19 protein-coding genes are annotated in these 22734 nt (G+C 51.5%); 13 read left to right on the forward strand and 6 right to left on the reverse strand.

Features of this window, described 5'->3' with window-relative positions:
* The first annotated feature begins 77 nt into the window (after nt 1–77).
* Both AB8804_RS22470 and AB8804_RS22475 read left to right on the forward strand, forming a co-directional pair.
* Nucleotides 78–2213, forward strand: a complete 2136-nt coding sequence (locus AB8804_RS22470; RefSeq protein WP_371190156.1) for a type I secretion system permease/ATPase — start codon at nt 78–80, stop codon at nt 2211–2213.
* Between the two features lie 34 nt (nt 2214–2247).
* The gene (locus tag AB8804_RS22475; RefSeq protein WP_371190144.1) at nt 2248–3675 is read left to right on the forward strand and encodes an HlyD family type I secretion periplasmic adaptor subunit; all 1428 of its coding nucleotides are present in this window, start codon (nt 2248–2250) and stop codon (nt 3673–3675) included.
* A 35-nt stretch (nt 3676–3710) separates the two neighbouring features.
* Here AB8804_RS22475 and sfsB read toward each other — a convergent pair whose 3' ends face one another.
* Together sfsB and ispB are read right to left on the reverse strand one after the other, a co-directional pair.
* Complete coding sequence (gene sfsB, locus AB8804_RS22480) at nt 3711–3974, reverse strand: DNA-binding transcriptional regulator SfsB (RefSeq protein ID WP_371190145.1); 264 nt, start codon at nt 3972–3974, stop codon at nt 3711–3713.
* 229 nt (nt 3975–4203) lie between these two features.
* Nucleotides 4204–5175 (reverse strand): octaprenyl diphosphate synthase, encoded by a 972-nt coding sequence (gene ispB, locus AB8804_RS22485; RefSeq protein WP_371190146.1) that lies wholly within the window; start codon nt 5173–5175, stop codon nt 4204–4206.
* 256 nt (nt 5176–5431) lie between these two features.
* On the opposite strand from ispB, the gene rplU reads away from it, so the two are divergent.
* The 6 genes from rplU to opgB (AB8804_RS22515) all read left to right on the forward strand — a co-directional run bounded on the left by rplU (nt 5432) and on the right by opgB (AB8804_RS22515) (nt 13163).
* Entirely contained in the window at nt 5432–5743 is a 312-nt protein-coding gene (rplU, locus tag AB8804_RS22490; RefSeq protein ID WP_010436026.1) for a 50S ribosomal protein L21, read from the forward strand.
* A 19-nt stretch (nt 5744–5762) separates the two neighbouring features.
* Complete coding sequence (gene rpmA / locus AB8804_RS22495; protein WP_004385076.1) at nt 5763–6020, forward strand: 50S ribosomal protein L27; 258 nt, start codon at nt 5763–5765, stop codon at nt 6018–6020.
* 95 nt (nt 6021–6115) lie between these two features.
* Entirely contained in the window at nt 6116–7081 is a 966-nt protein-coding gene (locus tag AB8804_RS22500; RefSeq protein WP_371190147.1) for a DMT family transporter, read from the forward strand.
* Between the two features lie 15 nt (nt 7082–7096).
* Nucleotides 7097–8272 (forward strand): Obg family GTPase CgtA, encoded by a 1176-nt coding sequence (cgtA, locus tag AB8804_RS22505; protein WP_371190148.1) that lies wholly within the window; start codon nt 7097–7099, stop codon nt 8270–8272.
* Nucleotides 8273–8505: 233 nt separating this feature from the next.
* Nucleotides 8506–10869, forward strand: coding sequence for a phosphatidylglycerol--membrane-oligosaccharide glycerophosphotransferase (gene opgB / locus AB8804_RS22510; RefSeq protein WP_371190149.1), 2364 nt, complete (start codon nt 8506–8508; stop codon nt 10867–10869).
* On the forward strand, nt 10866–13163 hold the full coding sequence (opgB, locus tag AB8804_RS22515; RefSeq protein ID WP_371190150.1) for a phosphatidylglycerol--membrane-oligosaccharide glycerophosphotransferase: 2298 nt from the start codon (nt 10866–10868) through the stop codon (nt 13161–13163). Before opgB (AB8804_RS22510) ends, opgB (AB8804_RS22515) begins: the two co-directional genes overlap by 4 nt.
* A 23-nt stretch (nt 13164–13186) precedes the next feature.
* On the opposite strand, the gene pmrB is transcribed toward opgB (AB8804_RS22515), so the two are convergent.
* Genes pmrB through dacB form a run of 3 tightly spaced genes read right to left on the reverse strand, consistent with a single transcriptional unit; the run spans nt 13187 to nt 16325 of the window.
* Nucleotides 13187–14230, reverse strand: a complete 1044-nt coding sequence (gene pmrB / locus AB8804_RS22520) for a two-component system sensor histidine kinase PmrB (RefSeq protein ID WP_371190151.1) — start codon at nt 14228–14230, stop codon at nt 13187–13189.
* Nucleotides 14227–14889: a two-component system response regulator PmrA gene (gene pmrA / locus AB8804_RS22525; RefSeq protein ID WP_371190152.1), complete on the reverse strand. Its 663-nt coding sequence runs from the start codon at nt 14887–14889 to the stop codon at nt 14227–14229. Before pmrA ends, pmrB begins: the two co-directional genes overlap by 4 nt.
* Nucleotides 14890–14891: 2 nt before the next feature.
* Nucleotides 14892–16325, reverse strand: a complete 1434-nt coding sequence (gene dacB, locus AB8804_RS22530) for a serine-type D-Ala-D-Ala carboxypeptidase (RefSeq protein ID WP_371190153.1) — start codon at nt 16323–16325, stop codon at nt 14892–14894.
* Between the two features lie 248 nt (nt 16326–16573).
* Between dacB and greA the strand changes: the two genes are divergently transcribed.
* Complete coding sequence (gene greA / locus AB8804_RS22535) at nt 16574–17050, forward strand: transcription elongation factor GreA (RefSeq protein ID WP_182272773.1); 477 nt, start codon at nt 16574–16576, stop codon at nt 17048–17050.
* A gap of 151 nt (nt 17051–17201) precedes the next feature.
* On the opposite strand, the gene yhbY is transcribed toward greA, so the two are convergent.
* Nucleotides 17202–17495 carry a ribosome assembly RNA-binding protein YhbY gene (gene yhbY / locus AB8804_RS22540; protein WP_003861814.1) on the reverse strand — a complete coding sequence of 98 codons (294 nt, stop codon included), beginning with the start codon at nt 17493–17495 and terminating at the stop codon, nt 17202–17204.
* 127 nt (nt 17496–17622) lie between these two features.
* Between yhbY and rlmE the strand changes: the two genes are divergently transcribed.
* From rlmE to glmM, 4 genes are all read left to right on the forward strand, one after another.
* The gene (gene rlmE / locus AB8804_RS22545; protein WP_112010893.1) at nt 17623–18252 is read left to right on the forward strand and encodes a 23S rRNA (uridine(2552)-2'-O)-methyltransferase RlmE; all 630 of its coding nucleotides are present in this window, start codon (nt 17623–17625) and stop codon (nt 18250–18252) included.
* Between the two features lie 99 nt (nt 18253–18351).
* Nucleotides 18352–20286, forward strand: a complete 1935-nt coding sequence (gene ftsH, locus AB8804_RS22550) for an ATP-dependent zinc metalloprotease FtsH (protein ID WP_112010892.1) — start codon at nt 18352–18354, stop codon at nt 20284–20286.
* A 98-nt stretch (nt 20287–20384) separates the two neighbouring features.
* Nucleotides 20385–21233, forward strand: coding sequence for a dihydropteroate synthase (gene folP, locus AB8804_RS22555; RefSeq protein ID WP_371190154.1), 849 nt, complete (start codon nt 20385–20387; stop codon nt 21231–21233).
* Complete coding sequence (gene glmM, locus AB8804_RS22560; RefSeq protein WP_371190155.1) at nt 21226–22563, forward strand: phosphoglucosamine mutase; 1338 nt, start codon at nt 21226–21228, stop codon at nt 22561–22563. The genes folP and glmM overlap by 8 nt, the downstream gene beginning before the upstream one ends.
* Nucleotides 22564–22734 lie beyond the last annotated feature (171 nt).

Genomic DNA, 22734 nt, shown 5'->3' on the forward strand with positions numbered 1-22734 from the left:
CTATATGACAAATGCTATGAGATCTTGACTCTTTTCAATTACTATTTATGAAAAATGGCAAATGAATTATTAATGTGATGAATAATATGAGGCATGAAAGAAAAGAAAAGCAGCAAGATAATTCCCTGGCTGCACTAAGTATTCTTTCGCATTTTCATGGAGTAGCGATGAATGTTGAAGACATCAGGCATCGTTACGGTTTTGAGGGAAACGGTCTGACGCAAACCCAATGGTTACTTGCAGCGAAAGAGTTGGGGTTAAAGGCAAAAGCTGTTGAAAAAGAATGTAATCATCTTGATAAAATAGCGCTTCCAGCGCTAGTCTGGGATGAAGAGGGCAATCATTTTATTATTGCGAAAATTGAGAGTGATAAAGTTCTGATTCACGATCTTACCCTAAAAAAACCCGTAGTTCTGTCTGTGGAGAAGTTTGCTTCGCGATACTCAGGCAAACTTATTTTGGTCACTTCAAGGGCATCTGTATTAGGTTCACTGGCTAAATTTGATTTCACCTGGTTCATCCCAGCCGTTATAAAGTATCGGAAAATATTCATGGAAGTAATTATTGCTTCCATTGTATTGCAATTTTTCGCACTCATGACGCCACTCTTTTTCCAGGTCGTTATGGACAAGGTACTTGTTCATCGAGGTATAAGCACACTAAATGTTATAGCGGTTGCTTTAATCATCATTATCCTTTTTGAAGTAGTGCTCGGCGGCCTACGAACTTATATTTTTGCGCACACGACCAGTCGGATTGACGTTGAACTTGGCGCAAAACTTTTCCGGCATTTACTGAAACTCCCTATTGCATGGTTTGAAAAACGACGTGTTGGGGACACCGTAGCCCGAGTTCGTGAACTTGAACAGATTCGTAATTTCTTAACCGGGCAAGCGCTTACCTCGCTCATTGATCTTCTCTTCTCTTTTATTTTCATCGCCGTGATGTGGTTCTATAGCGGCTGGCTAACGCTGGTCGTGCTGGCCTCGTTGCCTTGCTATGCCATCTGGTCTGCAACTTTAAGCCCGATTCTGCGAGCGCGCCTTAATGAAAAATTCGCGCGCAGCGCGGATAACCAATCGTTTCTTGTCGAATCGGTCACTGCAATTGGAACGCTCAAGGCGATGGCCGTAGAACCCCAGATGACAAAACACTGGGATAAGCAGCTTGCAGCTTATGTTCAGGCGGGTTTCAGGGTGACGAAGCTGGCGACGATTGGGCAGCAGGGGATCCAGCTTATACAAAAGCTGGTCATGGTGGCGAATCTGTGGATTGGGGCGCAATTAGTGATTGCAGGAGAAATGTCTGTCGGGCAGCTCATTGCCTTCAATATGTTGGCGGGTCAGGTTGCCGCCCCGGTTATCCGCCTTGCTCAGCTTTGGCAGGATTTTCAACAGGTCGGGATTTCAGTTGCCCGGCTTGGGGATATTTTAAACACCAAGACGGAGATAGCCGGAAGCCGCCTTGCGCTTCCGGAAATTGAAGGAAAGATTGAATTCGAAAATGTGACTTTCCGATATCGTCCTGATGGCCCTCAGATTATTAACTCATTGAACCTTCAGATCGGGCGAGGCGAAGTGGTGGGCATTGTCGGCCGTTCAGGTTCCGGAAAAAGCACCTTAACTCGTCTTGTCCAGCGCTTGTATACCCCGGAACAAGGGCGCGTGCTGATTGACGGAAACGATCTTGCCTTAGCCGATCCCGCATGGTTAAGAAGGCAAATAGGTGTGGTGCTTCAGGATAACGTTCTCCTCAATCGCAGCATCAGGGACAACATAGCGCTTTCCGAACCCGGATTACCGCTCATCAACGTTATCGAAGCGGCCAAAATTGCGGGCGCACATGACTTCATAATGGCTCTCCCGGAAGGGTACGACACGAACGTTGGCGAGCAAGGATCCCTGCTTTCAGGAGGGCAGCGGCAGCGCATTGCCATCGCCCGCGCGCTGGTGACGAATCCCCGTGTTCTCATTTTTGATGAGGCAACCAGCGCCCTCGATTATGAATCGGAAAATATCATAATGAGTAATATGCATAAAATTTGCCGAAACAGAACGGTGCTTATCATTGCTCATCGCCTGTCCACGGTGCGTTCGGCTCATCGGATCATTGCAATGGACCATGGAGAAATTGTCGAACAAGGCTTGCATAGTGAACTCATAAAAAAAGAGCAGGGCTATTATCGTTATCTCTATGAATTGCAGATGGGCTGACAGAAATGACAGGGATGGAGAGAATTAAATGAGGATGCGATTCAGCGTATTGGGTGAATTTTTTCAACGATACAAAGACATTTTTTCACAAGTCTGGCGTATTAGAAAAACCTTAGACGCGCCGGAGCGAACTCAGGATGAACGAGAGTTTCTTCCTGCTCATCTGGAACTTACTGAAACGCCTGTGTCTGCTGCACCAAAACTTGTGGCACGACTGATCGTGTTATTCACTGTTATTGCTTTGGTCTGGGCCATTATTGGTCAGGTTGAAATTGTGGCGGTTTCTACAGGCAAAACGATACCTGCTGGGCATAGCAAAATTATCCAGCCGCTGGAAACCTCAGTGATAAAAAAGCTCCTGGTTAAGGACGGCGACAAGGTTCAAAAAGGGGATTTACTGGTTGAGCTGGCCGGTATTGGATCGGATAGCGATTACAACCAGACGGTTCGCCAGCTGAATGCGGCTACGCTCGCGAGCCTTCGTAGTAAGGCGCTTTTGCAAGGTTTAGAAAATCGTACGTTACCGGATATTAAGCTCAGCGACCTGGATTCTCTGTCGATCGGGGAAACGGAACGGGCAGAGGCGCGCAGGCTGGTGCAGAACCAATATCAAACCTGGCTTGCTCAGGATGAACAGATGCAAACCATTTTGCAGCAGCGCAATGCCGAGCTGCGCTCAACGCAATCACAAATGGTGAAGCTCAAAAATGTGGGGAAAATTGAAAAACAACGTCTGCATGATTTTGAAAAGCTGCAGAAGAGGAACTATCTGTCCCAGCATGAACTTTATGAGCAGCAGAGTAAAACCATCGAAAACGATCAGGATCTCGCCAGCCAGAAGGAGCAGCTTCAGCAGATTGAGGAAAGCATCCATCAGGTCGAAAAAGAACGACTGGTTACATTACAGACGTTAAAGCGGGATACGCTGGATAATTTGCGTCAGGCAAGTGAGGAAGTGCAGCAGCTTAATGAGCAACTGCAGAAAACGCGGCAGCGTCAGGCCTGGATGTTGCTCACTGCTCCCGTTTCAGGCACGGTACAGCAGCTTGCTTTTCACACTGAGGGGGGAGTGGTAATGGAAGGGCAGGCCGTCATGCTTATCGCGCCTCAGGACGATCGGATTGAAGTCGAAGCTATGGTCGAAAACAAAGATATCGGGTTTGTTAGGGCGGGACAGGATGCGGTGGTTAAAATCGAATCTTTTCCCTATACCCGCTATGGATATCTGACTGGCAAAGTAAAACACGTTAGCTTTGATGCCATTGAAGACGAAAAGCGTGGACTGATTTTCAGTGCGAGGATCTTGCTCGATCAACATCACATTAATGTCGAGGGTACCGATATTCAGCTAAATGCCGGAATGAATATAACGGCTGAAATCAAAACGGGTAAGCGTAGGGTGATCGACTATTTACTGAGTCCTCTTAGGACGACGCTCGACAGGAGCTTTACCGAACGTTAATTTGGCTAGCAACCGGGGCTCAGCCCCGGCAGTGCTCAGCGTTTACGCATCATACGCGTTCGGTCGATAAACTCATGGGTCACAGGATCATGGTAGCGCGAAGGCCAAATTACCCATGGATGTGTTTCGAGAGCTGTAGCGATGATCAACTCACCTTTCGGCCAGGGACGAGTGAGAGCGTTAGCTAATGTTGAAGAACTCAAGCCATTGCGGCGCGACTCTGCGGCAAGCGATGTCCCTTTTTTTCGCAGCGCTGCGATGATATCAGCTGAATGCCAGTCGATAAGTTTCATATCCATAAAGCTGTCCTTGTGTTCGTTTTCGTCCTCGTCATCTCTGATGAAATGACGGGAGTACTATACCGTTTTAGTCCGTTCGCTCTAAAAAGTTCGAGTAACTAAAAGCAATATTCAGAATAAGACATACCTTTATTCATGCGGCCTGTAAGCCGATGAATTAACACGAATATGTATTCTATTGGAGCTTATTAGAACCTCCCCGCAAGACTGCGGGGAGAGAGGGGCGGGATTAACGATCGCGTTGAACGGCGATGTGTGCCAGGCCAATTAACGCATCGCGCCATGGGCTGTCTGGAATGACCTGCAAAGCGGCAATGGCTTTATCAGCTTCTTCTTCAGCACGCTGACGCGTCCATTCAAGCGAGCCGCAGATAGCCATTGTTTCCAGTACCGGTTCCAGAAGATGTCGACCGTTTCCTTGTTCAATCGCTTCACGAATCATTTTTGCCTGATCCTCAGAACCATGGCGCATAGCATGAAGCAGCGGCAGCGTCGGTTTACCTTCGTTAAGGTCATCTCCAACGTTTTTGCCCAGCGTTTCGCCGTCCGCGCTGTAATCCAGTAAATCATCAATCAGCTGGAACGCGGTGCCCAGGTAGCGGCCATAATCCTGAAGGCCTTTTTCCTGTGCCTCGGAGCAGCCTGCCAGAATGCCCGAGCACTGCGCGGCGGCCTCAAACAGACGCGCTGTTTTGCTGTAGATGACGCGCATGTAGTTTTCTTCGGTAATGTCCGGATCGTTGACGTTCATCAGCTGCAGGACTTCACCTTCAGCGATGACGTTGACGGCCTCCGACATCACTTCCAGCACTTTGAGCGAACCGAGGCTGGTCATCATCTGGAAGGCGCGGGTATAAATAAAATCCCCCACCAGGACGCTGGCTGCGTTACCAAATGCGGCGTTCGCGGTGGCTTTGCCGCGACGCATGTCCGATTCGTCCACAACGTCATCGTGGAGCAGCGTTGCCGTGTGGATAAATTCGATGAGGGCTGCGATGGTCACATGCGCATTGCCCTGATAGCCAACCGCCCGCGCGGCCAAAATGGCGATCATCGGGCGAATGCGTTTACCGCCGCCGCTGACGATGTAATAGCCCAACTGATTGATCAGCTGAACGTCAGAGTTGAGTTGCTCCAGGATTGCTGCATTTACACCCGCCATATCTTGCGCGGTTAACTCGTTGATTTTTTCTAGATTCATCGCAAAAGCCGGGCTTTTTATCCTGTTTATCCCACTTCACATGGGTAACAAAGGGTTTCGGTTTACTAATAGTAGCGCTGATTGTACTGAAAAAATGGCGCAGATAAACGTTACCGTACGTGTTGTGTTTTTTTTCTTCATGTATTGATGGTAGCACTTGTCAAAGGCTCGCGTTTTGCGTAATATTCGCGCCCTATTGTGAATATTTATAGCGCACTCTGATTCATACGAGGATGTGCGCGGAAGCGGAGTTTATATGTACGCGGTTTTCCAAAGTGGTGGTAAACAACACCGAGTAAGCGAAGGTCAGACCATTCGCCTGGAAAAGCTGGACATCGCAACTGGCGAATCTGTTGAGTTCGCAGAAGTTCTGATGATCGCAAACGGTGAAGAAGTCAAAATCGGCGTTCCTTTCGTTGATGGCGGCGTTATCAAAGCTGAAGTTGTTGCTCACGGTCGTGGCGAGAAAGTTAAAATCGTTAAGTTTCGTCGTCGTAAACACTACCGTAAGCAGCAGGGCCACCGTCAGTGGTTCACTGATGTGAAAATTACTGGCATCAGCGCCTAAGACCTGAGGAGAGATTTAAATGGCACATAAAAAGGCTGGCGGCTCCACACGTAACGGTCGCGATTCAGAAGCTAAACGCCTTGGCGTTAAGCGTTTTGGTGGCGAATCCGTTCTGGCGGGTAGCATCATCGTTCGTCAACGTGGCACCAAATTCCACGCTGGCAACAACGTAGGTTGCGGCCGTGACCACACTCTGTTTGCTAAAGCAGACGGTAAAGTGAAATTTGAAGTTAAAGGCCCGAACAACCGTAAATACATCAGCATCGTTGCTGAGTAAGGTTTTCTCGGTCCGGTAACGGATTAAAGCCCCGCAACGTGTTGCGGGGCTTTTTACATTGGAAACCCGGAAAAATTTCTGTAGGGAAATCGGGCATGAAGCAGCAGGCCGGCATTGGTATTCTTTTGGCGCTCACCACCGCAATGTGCTGGGGTGCACTGCCAATCGCAATGAAGCAGGTACTGGAAGTGATGGAACCCCCTACGGTGGTGTTTTATCGCTTTCTGATGGCAACCTTAGGCCTGGGCGCTATTCTCGCCGTTAAGCGCAAGCTGCCGCCGCTACGTATTTTTCGTAAGCCGCGCTGGCTGATTCTGTTGGCTATTGCGACGGGCGGCCTGTTTGGCAACTTCATCCTGTTCAGCTCTTCGCTGCAGTATCTTAGCCCTACGGCGTCTCAGGTGATTGGTCAGCTTTCTCCGGTCGGTATGATGGTTGCGAGCGTCTTTATCCTTAAGGAGAAGATGCGCGGAACGCAGATTATCGGAGCAAGCATGCTTCTCTGCGGCCTGGTGATGTTTTTCAATACCAGCCTGGTTGAGATTTTTACCCGCCTGACGGATTACACCTGGGGCGTGATTTTCGGTGTGGGTGCAGCAACGGTCTGGGTGAGCTACGGCGTCGCGCAAAAGGTGTTATTGCGTCGTCTGGCCTCACAGCAGATCCTCTTTTTGCTGTACACTTTGTGTACGATAGCATTACTGCCGTTAGCGAAGCCGGGGGTGATTACCCAGCTCAGCGACTGGCAGCTGGCGTGCCTCATATTTTGTGGCTTAAACACGCTGGTCGGCTATGGCGCGCTGGCCGAAGCAATGGCGCGCTGGCAGGCAGCACAGGTGAGTGCGTTAATTACGCTCACTCCGCTGTTTACGCTGTTATTTTCAGATTTGTTATCAATGGCCTGGCCCGATGTCTTCGTCAGACCGATGCTCAACCTGTTGGGCTATCTCGGTGCGTTTGTCGTGGTTGCGGGCGCGATGTATTCCGCCATTGGTCATCGTCTTTGGGGGCGTTGGCGCAAAAATGAAGCGGTTGTAGTGGTCCCCCGCTCAGGCGAATGATTTACGGAGAGTAAAATGAAGTTTGTTGATGAAGCTACGATTCTGGTCGTAGCAGGTGATGGTGGTAACGGTTGTGTCAGTTTCCGCCGTGAAAAATATATTCCTCGTGGCGGCCCTGACGGCGGCGACGGTGGGGACGGTGGCGACGTGTGGCTGGAGGCGGATGAAAACCTCAACACGCTGATCGACTACCGCTTCGAAAAATCGTTCCGCGCCGAGCGTGGCCAGAACGGTCAGAGCCGTGACTGTACCGGCAAGCGCGGTAAAGACGTGACCATTAAGGTGCCGGTTGGTACGCGCGTAATCGATCAGGGTACGGGCGAAACCATGGGCGACATGACCAAACACGGTCAGCGTCTGATGGTGGCAAAGGGCGGCTGGCACGGTCTGGGTAACAGCCGTTTCAAATCTTCCGTCAACCGTACGCCGCGTCAGAAAACGATGGGCACCCCGGGCGATAAGCGCGACCTGCAGCTGGAGCTGATGCTGCTGGCAGACGTAGGTATGCTCGGCATGCCTAATGCCGGCAAATCTACGTTCATCCGCGCCGTCTCTGCGGCGAAGCCAAAAGTGGCGGACTATCCGTTTACCACGCTGGTGCCAAGCCTGGGCGTGGTCCGTATGGATAACGAGAAGAGCTTCGTGGTTGCCGATATTCCGGGCCTGATTGAAGGCGCTGCGGAAGGTGCCGGTCTGGGGATCCGCTTCCTGAAACACCTTGAGCGCTGCCGCGTGCTGCTGCACCTCATTGATATCGATCCTATCGACGGTTCCGATCCGGTGGAAAACGCGCGCATCATCATCGGCGAACTGGAAAAGTACAGCGAAAAACTGGCGAACAAACCTCGCTGGCTGGTCTTCAATAAGATCGACCTGATGGACAAAGCGGTAGCTGAAGCGAAAGCCAAAGCGATTGCTGAAGCGATGGGTTGGGAAGATAAATACTACCTGATCTCCGCGGCCAGCCAGGTTGGCGTAAAAGATCTCTGCTGGGACGTGATGACCTTCATCATCGAAAACCCAATTGTTCAGGCAGAAGAGGCGAAGCAGCCCGAAAAAGTCGAATTTATGTGGGATGACTACCACCGCCAGCAGCTTGAAGAGCTGGAAGCGGAAGAAGAAGACGACGACTGGGACGATGATTGGGATGAAGACGACGAAGAAGGCGTCGAGTTCATTTACAAGCATTAAGAGCCTGACCAACGGCCTGCCTGGAGAAACGCTCCGGCAGGCCGTTTTTTTTGGTGACTGATTTTTCTATTATCCTGTAATTGCACATCTTATTACCCCGCGCGACCGCACAGTTACCTATTATTGTAGAATGCTATTGATGAATTCCTAAAATAATATGTTCAGCTAGGCCCAATAACCTTAAGAATGTAATATAGAGAAATTGGACTGGTTTTTTTTAGCTGGATGCTTGTATGTTGTATGCTCTCATGATGGCTCTGTCATTTATCGTAATGACTGCCGGACTCGTTCTCTATAGGTATAAAGCGCAGCAAACTAAAATATTGATGGCGTGCATGATCATTACGTCTCTTTTCTGTTTGTTACTTAATGTTTTTTGGGTGTGCTGTTATTACTTTACCGGCGAGGGATTGAATTGGGCGGTAGTATATACGCTTACGAGTTCATTGGCCGGAGCCGGTATTCGTGCCTTTATCCTGCCGGGTTTAATTATCCTTATTACACTGTCATTGGTGGTATTTGTCGGTGTGAAATTAACGTTTCAAGCGTCTACGCCCTATCGTCGCCATCAAGTTCATTCCATTTTTTCAATATGTATTCTAATTATAGCTATCATTGCATCACCAGTGTGGATACAGTATCAAAAATCGATGCTGCCAGAGAAAGGTGAGAGCGGTAAGGATTTTTATCAATATTTTATTAAGCCGAAGCCCACGATCGATAACCCACAATATAACCTGGTATATATTTATGGGGAAAGCCTTGAAAGAACCTATTTTGACGACGCCCATTTCCCGGGGTTAACCCGGGAATTAGGTGCGTATCAGCAAAACGCGCTGGATTTTGCGAAGACAGAGCAGTATGCCGGTATGGATTTCACGATCGCAGGGATAGTCTCATCCCAGTGCGGTTTGCCACTTTTTATCCCCTCTTTTTTTGGCAGTAGCGATGCTGTAACAAGCGACTTCTTTGCAGGGCAAATCTGTTTAAGTGACATTCTTAAAAATTCTGGCTATGAAAATTATTTCTATCAAGGCGCAGAGTTGCGATTTGCGAATAAAGATGCGTTCTTTAACGTTCACGGTATTGATCATATCTACGGTCTATCAGAATCAAAATACAAAAATGATTTGAGTCGTCAGAACGAATGGGGGCTCTATGATGATATTGTCCTTGAAGAGTCATGGAAAAAGTTCGTGGAACTTTCAAAGGCGGGTAAGCGTTTTTCGCTATTTACACTGACTCTGGATACTCATCCTCCGCACGGTTATATACCAAAAGAGTGTAAATCGAATACCTATACTATCGATGGGAAATCCGTCGATGCCCTAAGCGCCGTCTTTTGCAGCCAAAGCGAAATTGCTCGTTTTGTGAAAAAAATCATTGAATCTGAGTGGGCCAAAAACACTATCGTGGTTGTATCATCCGATCATTTAGCGATGGAAAATACGGCCGTCGCGATTAATTACCTAAAGAAATATGAGCGTCACGGATTGTTTTTCATAATAAAGGATGGTGTTCAGGGTTCCATTATCAATAAAAAAAGAAATCCTATGGACAATGGTGCAACGGTTCTGGAGATGCTGGGCGGCGGAAATAATATCGGTTTAGGCCGTAGCTCCCTCAGCAGAACCTCCCTCAGTGAGCGATTCTCAAATTTTGCCAGGAAAATTATTGCATGGTCTCCGGAGATCAGTCAGCTATGGGGGACGCCTGTACAAATAAATGACTATGACATTAATACTCTTGAGAAAACGTTCACTTTTTCAGATCGGAAATATCCATTGCCGTTGCTCGTGGGCTTCGAAGATGAAAAGCCCAAGGCGGTGACTGACCGAAGAGGAGGGGCTCCTCTTCGCTTTAAGCTGGCCAGGCTTAAATCGACTTCCCATTTTCTCTGGGTCGATCGTTGCTTCCAGATGGCGAACGTTTGGGCTTCTCAGGATAAAAATCTGGTGCTGTCGCAAGACTGGTGCCTTGCCGAAGGAAATTTATCAGGGCCGGTATCATTGACCAAAATTACAGATACTCAATGGCATGGCACCCTCTCTAAAGAGGTAAAGGATATTTCTGAGGATGAGCAAGCCAAAGCGGCGGCTGACAAGACAAGACGCCTTCTTTCCCGTCGCAACAGGGGGATTCGTTATCCTTCAGATGCCGTTCTCTTTAATCTGGATGGGATGCCTGAGGGCATGAAGGATATCTCAGGATTAGGAAGCCGTGAGTTTTGGGGGAGCTGGTCTGACGCAAACGTGGCGCCTTCAGTGCAGCTGACCTGGCAGGAAAGCCTTCCATCTGAATTTTGGCTTGAGATTAAAGCAAAAGCATATGGCGAAAACATGCTCAGGCCAACCTTGATAAAGGTCGGCGGAGAAACGCTTCCTGTTCAGCTGGGAAAAGAGATTACGTTAAACCGTTTGCATTTTACCCACGCTTCGGGGAATCAGGTTGAAGTTATAGCGCCGCATCCTGAGCTGAGTCGTGAAGGTAATCTTATTGCCGCCCCCCTTGACGCGCCCATGCGCAAAATTGGGGTTGGACTGGAATCTATACGAATCGTAAAACCGGAAATGAGCGATACAGGGACAAGAAAATGAAGAGCTACAGCCTTTACTTAATTTCATTTGCTCTTCTGATCGCGGCGATTGTTCTTTTTCGACGAAAAGCCGTTAAGAACAGAGGATTCACGGCGCTGTTTATGTTGTTAGCGGCGCTGCAGGTCATGAGTAGCGCATTTATTTATGCCTGTCTGCATTTTACGCATAACGATATTGGGTGGTCGGTGCTTTACACCCTAACGCATGAGCTTAAAGGCGCTGATATCGCGGATTATCTGCTTCCCGGCGGATTGCTGATATCTGCGGTAATTGTGCTGCTTATCGTGATAAACAGGCTGCTGGGCAAAAATGCAGGTACCAGCTATCGCTACAGTGTGCTTGCCTGCGTTTTGGCATTACTCTCGTTCAGCACATCCCCAGCGGTCGTCGAGTTTGGAAGTATGGCCCTCCAGCAATCGCGAAACGGTAGTAAAGAATTTGCTAAGTATTATGTGACGCAACGGGACAAGATCGCGTCGCCAAACTATAACCTGGTTTATATTTACGCCGAGAGTCTGGAGCAAACCTGGTTTGACGAGAAACACTTCCCGGCTCTGTTACCCGAGCTTTCTGCCGACCTGCGCTCTGCCTCGCGTTTCACCCAGACAGAACAGCTTCCAGGCACAGGATTTACCATCGGTGGTATTGTTGCTTCCCAGTGTGGACTGCCGCTCTTTTTCCCCTTTAGCATGAGCTACGAACACATTGTTAATAATTTTTATCCTGATGCCATCTGTCTGGGCGATATTTTAAAAAAATCGGGATACACTAATTATTTCTATCAGGGAGCCGATCTTCATTTCTCAGACAAAGATGTCTTTCTCAAAACCCACGGTTTTGATCAAATCAATGGTCTTCAACAGCTACAGTCTCGCGCCCCGGAAGGTTACCGGCATCAGTGGGGCCTTTACGACGATACCGTGATGGATGCCGTGTGGGATAAATTTGTCGAACTCTCAGAGAAGAAAGAACGTTTTTCTATCTTTGCGCTGACGGTAGATACTCACCCGCCTGAGGGCTTTATTTCTAAACAATGCCAGCACACGACCTATGCAAAGGAAGGAAAGAATAACGCGTCTCTGGCCGCTATTGCCTGCAGCCAGGAGGTGATCAGTCGGCTTATTCATCGCATAAAAACGTCTCCATGGGCAGATAATACGATCGTGGTCGTCAGTTCCGATCATCTCTCGATGTCAAATGATGCGGCCCTTTATCTTCCTGAAAACATCGGCGACAGGCAGAATCTTTTTGCGATTTTTAAGGGCGGGAAAGAGACAAGCAATGACTATTCGGCAAAACGCAACTCGCTGGATAATGGCGCAACGGTGCTCGAGATGCTTGGTGGGCCAGGGGAAATAGGGTTAGGACGCAGCTCTTTATCGCAGAAGTCATTGTCGGCGCTATTTGATTCGTTTAGCGAAAAACTACAGGAATGGCAGCCCAACATCATTGCGCTTTGGGATATACCTAAGATTGATGGAGGGTTCGAACTCGATCCGCAACGTGAGCGTTTGGTCTTTAATGCCACGGACTATGCGTTCCCCATCATGCTCAGGGTAAGCAATGAACGGGTATACCCGCTCGTTCCTCATTACTCTGACCTGCGCGCTGACTATTTGGTTATGGAACAGGGCGAGCATTTTGTTTGGGTCGATCGCTGCTATGTGCTCTCCTGGCTCGGAGACCGGCAATCCGCGTTTGCCCGCTCGACGCAGTGGTGTCTGGCGCAGGGACAAAAAGGGGGAAGAGTTGACATTCATCCTGTAGGCAATGCACCGATAACGTCGGCATTTCAGCTCTTCACTGCTGGCCTGGATAAGGAGAAAGAGCATGCCATCGCCCTTTCCATGCGTCGCGATGAAAACATGCAGTATGATGCCCCGATGATTGATTTCGCTCTTATTGGGAAACCAGGGTATGTGAAGAGTATCGAGGGGCTTTCCCGCACCGAGCGTTGGGGCAGATGGTCAAACTCGTTAACTGCGTCGGATGTGAGGATTGAATACGCCAAACCCTTGCCGTCCCGATTTACTCTGCGCATAAAGGCTAAGGCGTATGGAAAAAACAGCGGAAAGCCCATCACCATAAGAGTAGGAAGTGAAGTGCGCACGATTATACTTGGCGACGCGCTGTCGACCGTTGAGACGCATTTCGATAGTGCTAATGACAACGTTATTATGATAACCCCCCCAAATCCGCAGTTGGATAAGCAGGGGGGAAGCTGGTCTCCGTATGACAGAGCAGGCCGAATGATCGGTATAGGGCTGGCTGAACTGCAGGTCATTCCACAATAACGTGCGTCGGCGAGGGGGCCGGTTTAGCCAAGCGAATGGGGGAACCAGCAGCAGGCTATCAACCCGCCCTCTTCGCCATTTTCTAAGGTCAGCTTGCCGTGGTGAAGCTGAACGATACGTTGCACAATGCTCAGTCCCAGCCCGCTCCCACCATATCGCTGATCGAGACGCCTGAAAGGCTCGGTAATGTTTTGCCGATGTGTTTCCTCAATACCCGGCCCCTGATCGATAACGCTGATTTGGGTGCCGTCACCCTGTTCCGCTAACGTCACTTCAATTTTTGTGCCTTCAGGGCTATAGCGAACCGCATTTTCCAGTAAATTTCTCAGCATCAGCCGCAGCAGGACGGGGTCTCCCTGAACCGTTAGCGGACTTTTCGCCGGCCAAATCACCGTATGTTCTTTGGCTTCGTGCCCAAGGCCTAGCGGCGCGATAATGTCGTCGCTCCAGTTGACGGTATCGTAATGCCCGCTTGCCATCGCCTGTCCGGCGCGGGCAAGCATCAGCAGCTGCTCAACGGTGTGCATGAGCTGATCGATACGGTTGACTAACGGCGCGGCCTGCGGTGCTCCTGACTGAGCCATAATCTCCAGGTGCAGGCGGATGCCCGCCAGAGGCGTTCGTAGCTCGTGGGCGGCATCTGCCGTGAAGAGGCGTTCCTGTTGAATGGTGTGGTCAAGCCTCGCGAGAAGCTGGTTCAGGGACGTAGTCACCGCGCCTATCTCTTCCATGTCGGAGTACATGGGGAGGGGCGTCAGGTTATCAGCCGAGCGGTTCGCCAGGCTGGCGCGCAGCTTGTTAAGCGGACGGATAATCCAGCTCACCGCCCAGAATGAAAAGAGAAGCGTAAAGCCAACCATCACCAGCGACGGGACCAGCAGCGAGGCAATAGCTTCGCGGATCTCTTTTTCGACGTGATTGTTGCGCGCCTTGGCCGACAGCGTTTCGTTCACGAGGAAGCCAATTTGCTCGCGACTTTCATGCCAGAGCCAGATCACGCTTATCAGCTGGAAAAAGAGAAGAATGACCGCCAGCAAAACCATTAATCGCCGACGCATGCTGTTCATTTTTGGCTCTCCAGCCGATAGCCCACGCCGCGCACGGTTTTAATCCTGTCCTTGCCCAGCTTGCGGCGCAGGTTATGGATATGCACTTCAAGCGTGTTTGAGCCCGGATCGTCCTGCCAGGAGTAAATGTCCTGCTGCAAGGTCTCACGGTGCACCGTTTGCCCGCTGCGCATGATAAGCCGCGTGAGCAGGGCGAACTCTTTTGGCGTGACTTCAACAGGCTGGGACTGGCGTAGCACCTGCTGGGTTTGCAGGTTCAGCGTGATATCGCCGTCAGTGACCAGGTTGTCACTATGGCCCTGATAGCGGCGGATCAGCGCGCGGACGCGTGCCTGCAGCTCTGCGAGGGCGAACGGCTTCACCAGGTAATCGTCCGCGCCGGAATCGAGGCCGTTAATGCGGTCTTCAATGGCGTCGCGCGCCGTGAGAATAAGCACTGGATTTTCAATACCGCGTCGACGCCACTGGCTGAGCAGCGTGGCGCCATCTTTATCCGGCAGGCCTAAATCAAGGATCACCAGGCTGTACTCGCCGCTTTGGATCAACGAATCCGCCTCTGCCGCCGTGGCAGCACAGTCGAGCGCGTACCCTTCGTTGGCGAGGGCCAGCGCGAGCCCTTCCTGTAATAACAGATCGTCTTCAACTATGAGCAGTTTCATCGCTAGTTGTTCTGGTAGATGTCCTTGTAAAGCCTGCTTTCGAAACGGACCAGCGGAATACGACGATTGCGCTGGTCGGCCGGTTCGACCGCATAGCCGGAAAGATACTGTACGAACGCCATGCGTTGTCCGCTGGCCGTGGTAATAAAGCCCGCAAGGTTATACACGCCCTGAAGCGAGCCGGTCTTCGCAGAGACTTTACCATCAACGCCCGCAGCGTGAAGCCCGGCACGATACTGAAGCGAACCGTCATGCCCGGCAAGCGGCAGCATCGAAATAAAGTTTAGCTCAGTGTCGTGCTGTGCAATGTACTGAAGCACCTGCATCATGGTGGCCGGCGAGATCAGATTATGGCGAGACAGCCCGGAACCATCGACGGCAATCGTATTGCCAAGATCGATCCCCGCCTGCTGGCGCAGGATCTGGCGAACGGCATCCGATCCTGCGCGCCATGTACCCTGAACGCCAAAGCGCGCGTGACCAACCATGCGAAACACCGTATCGGCAATCATGTTGTCCGATTTTTTCAGCATAATCCTAAGCAGATCGTGCAGGGGCGCGGACTGCTTAGACGCGATCACCGTGCCCGGCTCATTCACCTGCGTCTGGCGCAGCAGCGAGCCGGAGTAGGTAATTCCCGCCTGCTTCAGCTCATCTTTCAGTATGGCCCCGGCATAGCCCGCGCCGTCCTGGATGGCGAAAGCCAGTGGCAGCGGGTCGGCGCGCTGCGTCAGGCAGCCCGTGAGCGTGTAGCGGTTGAGATCGCCTGGCACCACGTCCAGCTCGCAGTACTGCGCGTCCGGCGAGCCTTTCGCCAGCGTGCGTACCTGGCTAAACATCGTGACGGGGTAATAGGAGGCCACGCGAATAAACGCCGGATCGTTCGGTTTCGGCGCGCTGTAAAGCGAAACGGAGAAGCAGTTACGGTCAACGATAGCCGCGGCTGGCGGTGCGCTAAAGCACTGCGTCATGTCGTTCCACGGCCAGCCGGGGGCCTTATCGTGGCTGGCGAAGATCGAGGTGTCGATCAGCACGTTGCCCTCGATCCTCTGCACGCCAGATTTCTTAAGCACCGCTACCATGTTGCGGATATCCTGCCGCTTAAAGGTAGGATCGCCGCCGAATCGGGCGATAAGATCGCCTTTCAGCTCACTGCCGTCGACGCTGCCTTTAGTCTCAAGGGTGGTGGTAAAACGAAAGTCGGGCCCGAGCTGAAGCAGGGCGGCGAGCGCGGTGATCACCTTCTGAGTACTGGCAGGCAGGGCCATCTGTTGACTGTGATAGTCAATCTCCGGAGCCTGCGCGCCGACCTTCTGCACCATGAGGGCGAGGTTTGCGCCGGCGGGCAGCTGATTTATATACTCATCAACATTCGCGGCCTGAGCGGTGAATGTGATACTGGTAGTCAATCCGATGATAAAGCTGGAAAATCGCATAGTCTCGCGCTAACAACCCGAAAACAAACCGTCATACTACGGTGCATGGCACTGCAAAGTAAACGATGACCCATAGTGAACTTCGCGGTAAAATGCGTATCAAATTGAAAAATTGCTGCTGACCTGGGGCTTTGCTCCCGGGTCGGTTTTCTTTTTGCTTCTGGCCCGCTCATGGTTCGATGTACGTGGGAACAGGGGCCGGAGCAGGTGATGCTGCTCCCAACAGGAATGTTCAAGAGGTATAACAAATGCAAGCTATTCCGATGACCTTACGTGGTGCCGAAAAACTGCGCGAAGAGCTGGATTTTCTGAAATCCGTACGTCGCCCTGAAATCATCGCCGCTATTGCGGATGCGCGCGAGCATGGCGACCTGAAAGAGAACGCTGAATACCACGCTGCGCGCGAGCAGCAGGGGTTCTGCGAAGGACGTATCAAAGATATCGAAGCAAAACTGTCCAATGCACAGGTTATCGATATCACCAAAATGCCGAACAATGGTCGCGTGATCTTCGGTTCGACCGTTAGCGTGCTGAATTTAGACAATGACGAAGAGCAAACCTATCGCATCGTGGGCGATGATGAGGCTGACTTTAAGCAGAACCTGATCTCGGTGAACTCCCCGATTGCGCGTGGCCTGATCGGCAAAGAACAAGACGATGTTGTTATCATCCGCACGCCTGGCGGCGAAGTGGAGTACGAAATTATCAAGGTTGAGTACCTGTAATTCGCCTCTCTGCTAAGATGTTGATACATTGTAAAGAAAGGAAAAAGGCCGCGTAGCGGCCTTTTATCAACTCAAGGAGCATGGCATTTTGCTCCCCTGCTAAAGAAAACCCCTCGTTTTACACAGAAAACGTGTTTAATTCAGGATATCCTTAGCGAGGCAGCGAGATTTTACGCTCTTTAGATGGGCGGTAGAGCACCAGCGTTTTACCGATGACCTGTACGTTACAGGCACCGGTTTCGCGCACGATGGCTTCCACGATCAGGTTTTTAGTGTCTCTGTCTTCAGAGGCGATTTTCACCTTGATCAGCTCGTGGTGTTCCAGCGCTTGTTCAATCTCGGCGAGCACCCCTTCGGTCAAACCATTGTTGCCAAGCATGACTACAGGCTTGAGCGGATGTGCCAGACCTTTAAGGTGCTGTTTTTGTTTAGTACTCAGATTCATCGTATATTTTTGCTTACGTTGGGATTGAAAACGGTTCATTCTACCGCCATCTCCCTTATATCGCCAAATAGCTGCGTAGAAATTTACGTCACAGGCAAGCAACGATGAACCAGGACGGAAATGTTAAATGACAGGTAAAAAGCGTTCTGCCAGCTCCAGCCGCTGGCTTCAGGAACACTTTAGCGATAAATATGTTCAACAGGCGCAGAAAAAGGGGTTACGTTCCCGTGCCTGGTTTAAACTTGATGAAATACAGCAAAGTGACAAACTTTTTAAACCGGGGATGACGGTTGTAGACCTCGGCGCAGCACCCGGAGGATGGTCCCAGTACGCAGTGACGCAAATTGGCGGAGCGGGGCGTATCATCGCATGCGATCTTCTACCAATGGATCCTATCGTTGGCGTTGACTTCCTTCAGGGCGATTTTCGTGATGAATTAGTGCTGAAAGCGTTACTCGATCGCGTGGGTGACAATAAAGTTCAGGTTGTCATGTCCGATATGGCGCCAAATATGTGCGGAACACCGGCGGTGGATATCCCCCGCGCCATGTATCTGGTGGAATTGGCGTTAGAAATGTGTCGAGATGTACTGGCGCCAGGTGGTAGTTTTGTAGTGAAGGTGTTCCAGGGCGAAGGTTTCGAGGAGTATCTAAAGGAAATTCGCTCCCTGTTTACGAAGGTCAAAGTTCGTAAGCCGGACTCTTCCCGGGCTCGTTCTCGTGAAGTGTATATTGTAGCGACCGGGCGTAAACCATAACCGGCAGATTTCAAACGAAAGCTTGAATGACACTGGATATAGCGTATCCTGACGCTGTTTTTAACACAGTTGTAATATGAGGTTAATCCCTTGAGTGACATGGCGAAAAACCTAATACTCTGGCTGGTCATTGCCGTCGTGCTGATGTCAGTATTCCAGAGCTTTGGGCCCAGCGAGTCGAATGGCCGCAAGGTGGATTATTCTACCTTCCTGCAAGAGGTCAATCAGGACCAGGTTCGCGAAGCGCGTATCAACGGACGTGAGATTAACGTTACCAAGAAAGATAGTAACCGTTACACGACCTACATTCCGGTGAACGATCCTAAGCTGCTTGATAACCTGCTGACTAAAAACGTCAAAGTGGTCGGTGAGCCGCCAGAAGAACCAAGCCTGCTGGCTTCAATCTTCATTTCCTGGTTCCCGATGCTGCTGCTTATCGGCGTTTGGATCTTCTTTATGCGCCAGATGCAGGGCGGCGGTGGCAAAGGCGCCATGTCGTTCGGTAAGAGCAAGGCGCGCATGCTGACGGAAGACCAGATCAAAACCACCTTTGCTGACGTCGCAGGCTGTGACGAAGCGAAAGAAGAGGTTGCTGAACTGGTTGAATACCTGCGCGAGCCGAGCCGTTTCCAGAAGCTGGGCGGTAAGATCCCGAAAGGCGTGCTGATGGTAGGCCCTCCGGGTACCGGTAAAACCCTGCTGGCGAAAGCCATTGCGGGTGAAGCGAAGGTGCCGTTCTTTACTATTTCAGGTTCTGACTTCGTTGAAATGTTCGTGGGTGTCGGCGCATCTCGCGTGCGTGACATGTTCGAGCAGGCCAAAAAGGCAGCGCCGTGCATTATCTTCATTGATGAAATCGACGCCGTAGGCCGCCAGCGTGGCGCAGGCCTGGGCGGTGGTCACGATGAACGTGAACAGACGCTGAACCAGATGCTGGTTGAGATGGATGGCTTCGAAGGTAACGAAGGTATTATCGTTATCGCCGCGACTAACCGCCCTGACGTGCTTGACCCTGCGCTGCTGCGTCCGGGCCGTTTCGACCGTCAGGTTGTAGTTGGTCTGCCGGATGTTCGCGGTCGTGAACAGATTCTGAAAGTCCATATGCGTCGCGTACCGCTGTCTCCGGACATCGATGCGGCAATCATTGCGCGCGGTACGCCGGGCTTCTCCGGTGCTGACCTGGCTAACCTGGTCAACGAAGCGGCGCTGTTTGCTGCTCGCGGCAACAAGCGCGTCGTGTCCATGGTTGAGTTCGAGAAAGCGAAAGACAAAATCATGATGGGTGCGGAACGTCGCTCCATGGTGATGACGGAAGCGCAGAAAGAGTCCACTGCATACCACGAAGCGGGTCACGCGATTATTGGTCGCCTGGTACCGGAACACGATCCGGTGCATAAAGTGACGATTATTCCGCGCGGTCGCGCGCTGGGCGTAACGTTCTTCCTGCCGGAAGGTGATGCGATTAGCGCCAGCCGTCAGAAGCTGGAAAGCCAGATTTCAACCCTGTACGGCGGTCGTCTGGCCGAAGAGATTATCTACGGTGTGGAACATGTTTCGACCGGTGCGTCCAACGATATTAAAGTGGCGACAAACCTGGCGCGCAACATGGTGACCCAATGGGGCTTCTCCGACAAACTCGGTCCGCTGCTGTATGCAGAGGAAGAGGGTGAGGTATTCCTGGGTCGCTCTGTGGCGAAAGCGAAGCACATGTCCGATGAGACTGCACGCATCATCGACCAGGAAGTGAAAGCGCTGATTGAACGTAACTACGCTCGCGCTCGTCAGATCCTGAACGACAACATGGACATTCTGCATTCCATGAAAGATGCGCTCATGAAATACGAGACCATCGATGCTCCGCAGATTGACGACCTGATGGCCCGCCGCGAAGTGCGTCCGCCAGCAGGCTGGGAAGATCCAGGCGCTTCCAACAATTCTGACAACAATGGCACCCCGCGTGCACCGCGTCCGGTCGATGAACCGCGTACGCCAAACCCGGGTAACACCATGTCAGAACAGTTGGGCGACAAGTAAGCCACTGCTGTTGAAGCGTTTGTCTGTACCTCAAACCCTGGAGCTTGCTCCGGGGTTTTTCTTTTCTATAAAGCCTTACTATTACCAGGGATTTAGCCATGAAACTATTCGCCCAGGATTCGCATCTCGAACTCTCACATCCCCATGTGATGGGTATCCTGAACGTCACGCCAGACTCCTTTTCTGACGGCGGTACGCATAACACGCTCATTGAGGCGGTTAAGCACGCCAATTTAATGATTAACGCGGGTGCCACCATTATTGATGTTGGTGGGGAATCAACGCGTCCTGGCGCGGCGGATGTTTCTGTGGAAGAGGAGCTGGCTCGCGTGGTACCGGTGGTGGAAGCTATCGCGCAGCGTTTTGAGGTGTGGATCTCGGTCGATACGTCCAAGCCTGAAGTGATTCGTGAAGTAGCGAGAGTGGGTGCTCACATTATCAATGACGTTCGCTCCCTAACCGAACCGGGCGCGCTCGAGGCGGCAGCGGAAACCGGACTGCCGGTTTGCCTGATGCACATGCAGGGGCAGCCGAAAACGATGCAGGAAGCGCCAAAGTACGCGGACGTCTACGACGACGTAAATCGCTTCTTTAGTGAGCATATCTCGCGTTGCGAGCGTGCAGGCATCGCAAAAGAGAAATTGCTGCTCGACCCGGGATTCGGTTTCGGTAAAAATCTGTCTCATAACTATGAGCTACTTGCACGCTTATCCGAGTTTCATCACTTCGGCCTGCCGCTGCTAGTGGGGATGTCGAGAAAGTCGATGATTGGGCAGTTGCTGAACGTAGGGCCAGCCGAGCGCCTGAGCGGGAGTCTGGCCTGTGCGGTGATTGCAGCGATGCAGGGTGCGCACATTATCCGTGTCCATGACGTCAAAGAAACAGTAGAAGCCATGCGCGTGGTGGAAGCCACGCTGGCAGCGAAGGAAAACAAACGCTATGAGTAATCGTAAATATTTTGGTACCGATGGTATCCGTGGGCGCGTAGGCGATGCTCCGATCACCCCTGATTTCGTTCTGAAGCTTGGCTGGGCGGCGGGCAAGGTGCTGGCACGTCACGGCTCGCGTAAGATTATCATTGGTAAAGACACCCGCATTTCGGGCTATATGCTCGAATCCGCGCTGGAAGCGGGCCTTGCGGCGGCGGGCCTCTCCGCTTCCTTTACCGGCCCGATGCCAACGCCTGCCGTAGCGTATCTGACGCGCACCTTCCGCGCGGAAGCGGGAATTGTGATTTCTGCATCTCATAACCCCTTCTACGATAACGGCATCAAATTCTTCTCCATTGACGGCACCAAGCTGCCGGATGACGTTGAAGAGGCCATTGAAGCCGAGATGGAAAAAGAGATCACCTGCGTGGACTCCGCCGAGCTCGGAAAAGCCAACCGTATCGTCGATGCGGCAGGCCGCTATATTGAATTTTGCAAAGGGACTTTCCCGAACGAGCTGAGCCTGGCCCACCTGAAAATTGTGGTGGACTGCGCAAACGGCGCCACCTACCACATTGCCCCTAACGTATTCCGCGAGCTGGGCGCGAAAGTGATCACCATTGGCTGCGAGCCGGATGGCCTGAATATCAATGAGGAAGTGGGCGCAACAGACGTTCGTGCACTGCAGGCGCGCGTGCTGGCGGAAAAAGCCGATCTTGGGATTGCGCTGGACGGCGACGGCGACCGCGTGATCATGGTTGACCATGAAGGGAATAAGGTCGATGGCGATCAGATCCTCTATATCATCGCGCGTGAAGGCCTGCGCCAGGGCCAGTTGCGCGGCGGCGCTGTCGGCACGCTGATGAGCAACATGGGGCTTGAGCTGGCGCTGAAGCAGCTTGGCATTCCGTTTGTGCGCGCGAAGGTAGGTGACCGCTACGTGCTCGAAAAACTGCAGGAGAAGGGCTGGCGCATCGGCGCGGAAAACTCGGGCCACGTGATCCTGCTCGACAAAACTACCACCGGTGACGGCATCGTGGCGGGCCTTCAGGTTGTCGCAGCGATGGCGCGCAACCATATGAGCCTGCACGATCTGTGCAGCGGCATGAAAATGTTCCCGCAGATTCTGGTCAACGTGCGCTTTACCGCGGGCAAGGGCGATCCGCTGGAAGATGCGAACGTGAAGGCGGTGATGACGGATGTCGAAGCAACGCTGGGCTCGCGCGGGCGCGTTCTGCTGCGTAAGTCAGGCACGGAGCCTCTTATCCGCGTCATGGTTGAAGGTGAAGATGAAGCGCAGGTAACGGAATTAGCGCACCGCATCGCGGATGCAGTTAAAGCTGCATAATAAGGTAGTAAGTAAAACGATGAACCAATAGCAAAATGCATCGGTTCATCGTTTTAATTGATGGGGCACATGTATCATGCGCTATTATTAATATTCTAAATATCTGTTAATTCCCTTCGGTCATATTTCAATTTATAACCTATCGAATCGTCATTTATTTCGTAGTACGGC

The sequence above is a fragment of the Enterobacter sp. KBR-315C3_2022 genome, assembly GCF_041399425.1.
Lineage (GTDB): Bacteria > Pseudomonadota > Gammaproteobacteria > Enterobacterales > Enterobacteriaceae > Enterobacter.